The sequence below is a fragment of the Sphingomonas xinjiangensis genome (assembly GCF_014199255.1).
Classification (GTDB): Bacteria; Pseudomonadota; Alphaproteobacteria; order Sphingomonadales; family Sphingomonadaceae; genus Sphingomonas; species Sphingomonas xinjiangensis.
Genome location: NZ_JACIJF010000042.1, coordinates 1 through 7,987, shown reverse-complemented (window position 1 = coordinate 7,987; position 7,987 = coordinate 1). Strand labels below are relative to the sequence as shown.

5 protein-coding genes are annotated in these 7,987 nt (G+C 59.6%); all 5 read left to right on the top strand.

Annotated features, from left to right (window positions below; all coding sequences use genetic code 11):
- On the top strand, window positions 1-360 hold a 360-nt coding region (locus tag FHT02_RS20860), incomplete at its 5' end, for a cupin domain-containing protein (RefSeq protein WP_425506474.1).
- A gap of 84 nt (window positions 361-444) precedes the next feature.
- Window positions 445-975 (top strand): recombinase family protein, encoded by a 531-nt coding sequence (locus FHT02_RS20855; RefSeq protein ID WP_281393348.1) that lies wholly within the window; start codon window positions 445-447, stop codon window positions 973-975.
- Between the two features lie 2,943 nt (window positions 976-3,918).
- A complete protein-coding gene (locus tag FHT02_RS20845; protein ID WP_184092096.1) occupies window positions 3,919-4,608 on the top strand; it encodes a hypothetical protein in 690 nt (229 codons plus the stop codon).
- A 610-nt stretch (window positions 4,609-5,218) separates the two neighbouring features.
- On the top strand, window positions 5,219-5,992 hold the full coding sequence (locus FHT02_RS20840) for an alpha/beta hydrolase (protein ID WP_246352609.1): 774 nt from the start codon (window positions 5,219-5,221) through the stop codon (window positions 5,990-5,992).
- A 297-nt stretch (window positions 5,993-6,289) separates the two neighbouring features.
- Window positions 6,290-7,618, top strand: a complete 1,329-nt coding sequence (locus FHT02_RS20835; RefSeq protein ID WP_184092094.1) for a S41 family peptidase — start codon at window positions 6,290-6,292, stop codon at window positions 7,616-7,618.
- Window positions 7,619-7,987: the final 369 nt, after the last annotated feature.

Below are 7,987 nucleotides of genomic sequence, written 5' to 3'. Positions count from 1 at the left end.
AACGCCTTGGCAGCCCCGCAGCAGCAAGGTGTCACACGCACGGACCTCCAGCGTCACGACCTTTCGATCGCCAATCACGAGACTGTTCAGGCGCGGATCGACATTGCACCGGGTGCAACAGCGAAGTGGCACCGCCACCCTGGGGAGGAGGTGATCTACGTCATCGAAGGCACGTTAGAGTATCAGCTCGAGGGCAAAAGCCCCGTCACGCTTAAGGCGAGTGACGTTCTCTTCGTCCCGGCGGGCATCGCACATAGGGCACGTAATCCGGGACCAGCGAATGGTGCGGAACTCGCGACCTACATTGTTGAGAAAGGCAAGCCTCTCGTCTCACCTGCCCACGACGTTGCAGAACACTGAGGGTTTGTTTGGCCCACTTACGTGAGCGGTGGCCTGTCGCGCATGAAAATTGGTTACGCACGCGTCTCGACGGCGGAATAAAATCTGGACTTTCAACGAGACGCGCTGATCGCGGCGGCTTGCGACAAGGTGATCACCGACAAGGCCTCGGGGGCGACCGTGCCCAGATCTGGATTGAAGAAAGGGAAGGAGCAGCTTTGCGCTGGCGACACGCTGGTGGTGTGGCGGCTTGACCGGCTTGGTCGCTCCCTGCGTGACTTGATCGGGTGGATGACCTATCTTGAACAGGAGAAGATTGGGCTGCTCAGCCTTCATGAGGCGATCGACACGAACACTACATCGGGGAAGCTCACCTTCCACCTGTTTGGCGCTTTGGCGGAGTTTGAGCGCAATCTTATCCGAGACCGCACCCAGGCTGGCCTAGCTGCTGCCAGGTCGCGAGGTAAGAAGGGCGGTAGGCCGAATGCACTTAGCAAGGATAAGCGCGACCTAGCCCTGAAGCTCTGCAACGAGGCTGACATGCCGATTGCGACGATCTGCACGTCGCTCGGCATCTCCAAGCCGACCCTCTACGCCTACGTCCGAGCGGCCGACGCTGAGGAGGACGCTGCCTAGCAGTGCGACAACGAACGCACGTCCGCTATCGGGACTTCGCATACGCAGGCCTCATGGCGATGATTGGGTCGATTTCAGACGGGCCGCTTTTGGAAGTTGGGGGCGGATAGCTGCCGTTTTGAAAAAAGGGGCTAGCTGCCTGCCCCCTAAGAGCAAATTGGCGTCAAACGTCTTCGTCCACTCAGAAGGGTCGAGGTGCATTACCTAGCCTCCAATGGATCGCCTCGATGATGATAAAACGGACGGCAGCAGCCCCCGCGATGCGAGAACCCTCGAATACGAAGGACGAGACAGACCTATTCCAGTGTAGTCTCTCTGATGCTGTCGTAGCAGCGCCCGCCGAATAGGCGCGCGTGGTCAGTCTGCCCGGCGCGACGAGATCAGATCGGTCTTGCTGAGTAGAACCTGAGGTTAGGTCTGCCTCCTTCGTTGATTCGGCATGCAAACCAATAACGTTATATAATCCGAACTCGTTTGGCTTGACTGTCCTACTCGGCCGCATACGCTTGGGAAGCTTGGGATCTTTGGTAGCAAATCACTTTGGCGCGGCCGAAGTTCATTGTCACGGCGCACCGCATGTGTCTCGTAGACTGCGGCTCGGGCCGGATCCGGTCTCATCACCCCAAGGGTATTTGGAGCTCACTCCGGGTCGGGCGAACCTCTGCCACTCGGCTGCAGTTAAAATTGTTACTTTGTGACCAACGCGATCACTCAACCATGACGCGTAGCATCTGATCTCAGAGAGGCGACGACATCTGCCTCGACAAGTTGGAACGGGCAGCGCGTAGCCTACGGAGTTTTAAAGCACTGCGCCGTTGCTTAGCCGGCTGCGGGACTTGAACCCGCAGCCGGCCGCTTGCGAGGCGGGCGCTTTACCGCTGAGCTACCCCAGCAATGAGGTTCCCAGCGCCTGCCGGTGTGATCGGTCAAGCGGCGCCGGGATACTCGTCACACATACGCATACACTCGGTGCGTTCCCACCGACCGCGCCCCATGCCAAAACCGGATCAAATCCCGCCAGGGTGCGCCAAAGTGGGACAGCCGCGGCCAACGTTTCGCAACCACATGGCGAGTTGTCCATTAACCGAACGACTGGAAACACATCGCCGGAGGCGACGGATCATTTGACCGCGACGAAGATTGAAGAGGAGCTTAGGCGCGCGAAGCGTCTGGGCCAGGACCTGCTTGATGATAGTTCCCGACGTTCGCTCAGCCGCTACATTCGAGACCTTGAGCAAAGCTTAGCCGCGGCAGTAGAGGTTGAGAGAAGCATAACTCATTTGGCTGAAGGCGCGAATCGGAAAGCTGAAAACCATCCCGACGGGCCAGCCCGTAATTCAACTGATGGTGCAAACCCGAAAGTGCGCGGTAACCGGTGACAGCCTAGTTCCACGTCAACGGCGAGGACATCAAGCGACTCGCGCAATCAGGGGAACTAGGGTGACTACTAACGCTTCGCCACGCAGTGCGGTGGTCCTCGAACAGCTTTGCCGCCGCTTTGATCAATCGCAACGAGCGAACTTATCGGCCGCATGGGTGAAGGCTCTGAGCTCGAACTGAATTTGGAAGCTGCCCAACGAGTGTTCGCGCCCTCCGGCGCTGTCGGGCTTGATAGGGTCTCCATCCGCCGCAGCGCTGCGGCGACAGGCGCATTAAAGGGCTATGCGCCTCACGGAGGTGATTGATGGGCGCTGCTGACCTTGTGCGGGACTACGGCCTCGCTGCCATGCAAGCTTTGCTTGAAGGCATCGCTTCCGCAGTCAGACTTGGCGACGACCATGCAGTCTCGCGACTCGACCGACTTCTCCAAACCCTGGAGTAGGAACTGGCGACGACAGACACGCAGTCGACATAATTCAGCTTGTTGGCGCTCTGCTCTGATGCGTGGAACCGGAGCAGTCCGCGTAAGGGATCCAATTCGGTAGCGCTCCCGCCCGAGCGCCCATCGGCAACGGATCAGTGTGGTCGGGGAGCGCATGGGCATCTCGCCCAAGATCGTCTAGCCCCGTCGTCTGCTAAAGCAGCGGTTCCCGCTAGGGATGGCCGCTCCCGACCACGATAGGGAACACACGCCCTGCCTCAACCGTCAGCGTCAGCGTGCCGCCGAAGTGGACTGTGGCAGTCGAGCCATCGCTACTCACCACCTCGACCACGATTCCGGCAAAGGCGGGGGGTCAGTCACGAGCACCTCTTGCCCTACGTCGAACACCTTCCGTTCCCATGATCCTCCAACTGCGATGCTTTAGTCTGAACCTGCGCGTCCGCAATCCACAACTCTCTGCCATAAAGCGGGCTTCCGAAATCACCCCAAAGCGGACGCGGTTTGTCGTGGACAGACGCTTAGGTTTGCGCCGCGCCTAACCAGGTGCAGCCCGCTTCAACTACATCACTGGCTGATCGCGTCCGAATGCGTCGCTCGGAGGCTGCGCTCATCGTGGGTTAGAGTGTCCGAAGGGGATCGCTCAGCGGAGACGGGGTAGGCGGCCAGTGCGGCACTGCCAGCCAGGAGGGGCCAAGTCTCACATAGCTGGTACAATATCTTCCGCGTTGAAGGCCCCCTCTACGTCACGGGGATCGCGCCGACGTGCGTTGCCCAGGCGGCTTGAATTGTAGAATGTCTGCTAGTGGGTGGTTAGCCGCCGGTCCCCTTCTGGCACGCGCGGGAGCCTATATCGCCATTCGAGCTCGGTTGAAGTCTCAGCGCAGCACGGTCGAGAAGTGCGCTTGCCAAGCGACGCCTATGCCGCCAACACCGCGCGCGGCTTACGGGGCAAAGCGGAAAATGACGCGAGTTAGATGGCTGCTGGCCTTGCTCGCATCGCTTGGCTTACCTACGGGCGTCCTCTTCGCTTCTCCGCTGAGGCAGGACACCCAGGCCGCTGGCGGTGCTCCCTTCACCAGCGAGATCCACGAGGTGTCAGCGCTTCAGCTTGACCCGGTGTATTGACCATCGCCAGACGTTATCGCGAGGCGGTGGACCGGGGCGGGATCGTCCGCGCTATGAACACTTCTGTTACTTGCGAGATTGCCGATGATGGGACCATTACGCTCGATACTTGCGAGGCGGACAGCTGGAGGAACTCGGGCCAACTGCTCGCAATGATGGTCGTCCGCGCGACGCCGGCCTCCGCGTTTCCGAGTTTTTCCACTATCGACAGAACTAGCTTGGGCCTGGCGCCCCGAGGGGAACGTCCGTTGTGGAGCAAACTCGTAAACTACAGTGCATACCGCGTGCTGGATGGCCCGCCGCCGTTCTATCGCCTGGCAAGGTTAGCTGTGTCCATCGCTCCAATTCCCGTACCGAAGGTGAACCTCACTTCTGGCGCTTTGGTGGAGTCTGCCGAAATCGTACTTGAGTCCGGTAAAGCTGCCGCATCGATCGACTATCCTCCCAAGGAAGTCCGGGAGAAGCGCCGCGTAACTCAAACTGTGGAATGCCAGGTTCAAGCGGACCGCTCAGTTATCTGCCACAAACTTATCTTCGATCCGCCGGAAAATGCGCCGTACTTCGAAGATCAAGCTAAGCGAATGTACATGCACGCGATAGTCAAGGAACGCCTGAAGAGCGGCAATCCTGCAGCTGGAGTTCGGTTTCGTATCAGAACGCGTTGGGTTCTGCCGAGTTCGGGATGAGCAAGCCCTTGCGGCCCTACAGCATTTTGGCATTTAGTCACGTGCAGGGGGGTGGCTATTTCGGCGCTGAACGTACGAACGCTTTCGGGCGCTGCAGGGGCGGCATCTGATGACCGACTTTGGGCGTGAGCGGTCCGGCTGCTTTCGAGCGTGAATGGATAAAAGCAGACACTCAGCCGAGCATGGCAACCGCTCACTTGAAATCCGCGTCGACTGGCGCGGGATGTTGGGGGCTGCAAAGTCTGCTTATTTGCTTGCTAAAGCGACCTTAGGCTAGCTCGAGTCTGCTAGCGCGCGTGCGCCGTAAGCCGCCAAAAACCGGCTCATTAAGGGATGAAGGGACCCGGGGTTCACGTCACCTGAACCGTTGTTGCACTCGGTCGCGGCGCGGCTCAAGATCGGCGTAAATCGAAAAGCTGGAGGGAAGAGGATGAGGATCGATCGTCGCGCGATCTTGGGTGGTGCTGCCGGGATAGCTACGTTGAGTGCGGTACCGCGCGCGCTAGCGGCGCAGGACGAGGTGGCAAAGTGGCCGCCGCGGGAGCATTTTCCCCTATGGCCGAAGCAGCCGCCCAACTCTCCGCGCCGCCTTCCTGTGCCGGACTTCCGCATGTCCGGCGATCCTCCAAGGCGCGAACTGCACCTGCGCGGCGTCGCGGAGCCCGTCGTCGGCGTCTACCGCCCCGCGCGTCCCGATGGCCGCGCGCTCCTGGCCATCCCCGGCGGGGGCTACCAGTTCGTATCGGTCGAGAATGAGGGAATGAACGTAGCGCAGACGTTCAACCCCTTGGGGATCACGGTCTTCGTGCTGGGCTACAGGCTGCCCGGCGAAGGTTGGCTGAACCCGCAAGATGTTCCTCTTCAAGACGGGCAGCGCGCGATGCGGCTGATCCGTGTACGCGCTGCGGAGTTTGGCGTTCGCCCCGAGGCGGTCGGAGCTGTCGGTTTCTCTGCGGGCGGGCTACTCGCCGCCAGTCTGGCAGTCGCCTTCATGGACCCCGTATACGACCGCGTTGACGCTGCCGATGAGGTTCTGGCTCGACCAGCATTCGTTGGATTGGTCTACCCCGTCATTTCCGGCGACATGATGCGGATAGGGACTCAGGCGGCGGCGCGCTTCGATACCGAACGTCGTGTTCGATCTTTTACACCCCCAATCTTCATCGCTCATGCACTAGATGATCCGGTCGTGCCGGCAGCCCAACCCATGGGAATGTTGGCTGCCTGCCAGATGGCAAGGGTACCAGTCGAGGCGCACTTTTTTCAGGAAGGTGGTCACGGCTTTGGCCCGAAATATCTCTCACCGGACCTGCCGGGTGCAAACTGGCCGCAACTCTTCGATAGATGGTCGCAACGGACATTGACCGCGAGCCGAAACCCTTAAGGTTCGAAGATTGGACCATCGGTTATCAGAACCAGGTTATGAGTGGCCTTCCGAGAACGGACGCTGCTGGGAGGCAGCGAACGTCGCAACGTGGGTGGCAAGCAGGATGTCGGTTTTGGAAATGAGAGGAGTGACAGCTGCCGATCAGAGGCCGACTGCCGGGATGATTGCAGATCGAGTTGCGGAAGATGAGAGATGCGAGCACCTTGCCATTGTTGGAGGCTGGTAGGGATCGGTACGATGTTCTTCTCTGCGATCAGATTGAGAGGCATTCAGATGCCGCGTCTCGCAGCCACGATGGCACTCTTATCTCTCCCCGTAACAGCCGCGGCCCCGGCTCACGCAAGCCAAGTCACTGCCGCCGCGGAAAGCGCTGCACCAGCTCAGGCGAACCTTGATGCTACCGCCCGCAAAGATGTGATCGCCAAACTCAGTCAAGCTCTTCGGAACCGCTATGTGTTTCCCGATGTGGGGGAGAGGGCTGCGGCCAGGATCGAAGCCGTCGAGGCTAGTGGCGCCTATGATCAGCTGACGAAGCCTTCAGATCTCGCTACCAGGCTCGCCAGTGATGTGAATGCAATCGCTCACGATAAGCATCTGAGCGTCTGGTCAACCATTGCGCCGCCCCGGCCGCCCGACGGAATGGCAGAGCCACCGCCCAAAAGCGAGGCCGGTGTCACCCGAGCCGACAGGATCGGCGGGGACATCGGTTATATCGAAGTGACCGGGTTTCCACCGCCGCAGTTTTTCAAGCGCGTCGTCGATGCTGCCATGATCGAATTGAAGAATAGCAAGTCACTGATAATCGACATACGTCGCAATGGTGGAGGCTCTCCGGAAGCGGTTGCGTACTTTGTGAGCTTTTTCACCGCCGAAGGTACTCCGATCAACACCATCGTTTCTAGAACGGAGAACAGCTCGGAGTTCACTCGGCAGGACTTTTCCAGCGTTTCGACACCGATCAAATTTTTGAGCATCCCTGTCGCGGTGCTCACCTCAAGCCGCACTTTCTCAGGCGGCGAAGAGTTCGCCTATGACATCAAGGCGCTTAAGCGGGGCACGTTGATCGGTGAGGTTACCGGCGGCGGCGCAAATCCCACCGGGTATGTCGATCTTGGTCACGGGATGGGCGTTTCGATCCCTTTCGGTCGCGCCGAAAACCCAATCACGAAAACCAATTGGGAAGGGACCGGTGTCCAGCCTGACGTTAGTGTGCCTGCACGAGAAGCCCTCGCCACTGCGCTGAAGCGCGTAGGGCAGAAGCCGGTGATGGACATCAATGTGGCGTCAGATCAACGGCTGTTTGCACCTCGCACCGCGCCCTTGGCGGGGTCTGAGCCGGCGTTGCGAAAGTTACTGACCGGTCTAGCTTCGGGGAAACCAGACTATTCGCAGCTATCGCCGGAGCTGGCCGCAACAACACGCGAGCAGCTGCCCGCTCTTCGAGGTCAGCTTGCCCCTCTTGGAACGCTGAATTTACTCAAATTCCGTGGGCCTGACATGCTGGGCGGCGACGAATATATTCTAGAGTTCTCGAAAGGTCGACGAATGATGGCCTTCATACCCACGCCAGATGGTAAAGTTAGCGCCATATCTGGAATATTACCCGCACCGGACGGTGAATGATTGGGAGCAAACGCCCAAATGTTTGCAGGCCGTATCAACTGCAGGCCTAACCCAAGTAGGGACTGCCAGCTTCGCGACATTGTACCGGAATGAGAGATGTAAGCAGATTGGTATCGGACGAGAGTCAGAGCCTGAACGGACGGCAGAAAACGGGTGGGTCTTCGGCCGCGCCGAAAGGCAACAATTGGGGGATTGTGTTGAATAAGTCGGAGTCGGCCGCGGGCAAGCGCGCGGTTTGAAACGGAGTCATGCGCCCGCGGCGCCTTAGACGGGAGCCATCCGGGCCGGCATCGGGATCAGCTTGGCCATCTTGCGGAGGTTCTGGGCGGTAGCGGCGAGGAGGAACTCGTCTTTCGCGCCGTTGGGACC

Excerpts from the sequence above, each read along its gene's own strand:
- FHT02_RS20840 (WP_246352609.1), top strand. The coding sequence starts at position 5,219 with ATGTCCGGCGATCCTCCAAGGCGCGAACTGCACCTGCGCGGCGTCGCG.
- FHT02_RS20835 (WP_184092094.1), top strand. The coding sequence starts at position 6,290 with ATGGCACTCTTATCTCTCCCCGTAACAGCCGCGGCCCCGGCTCACGCA.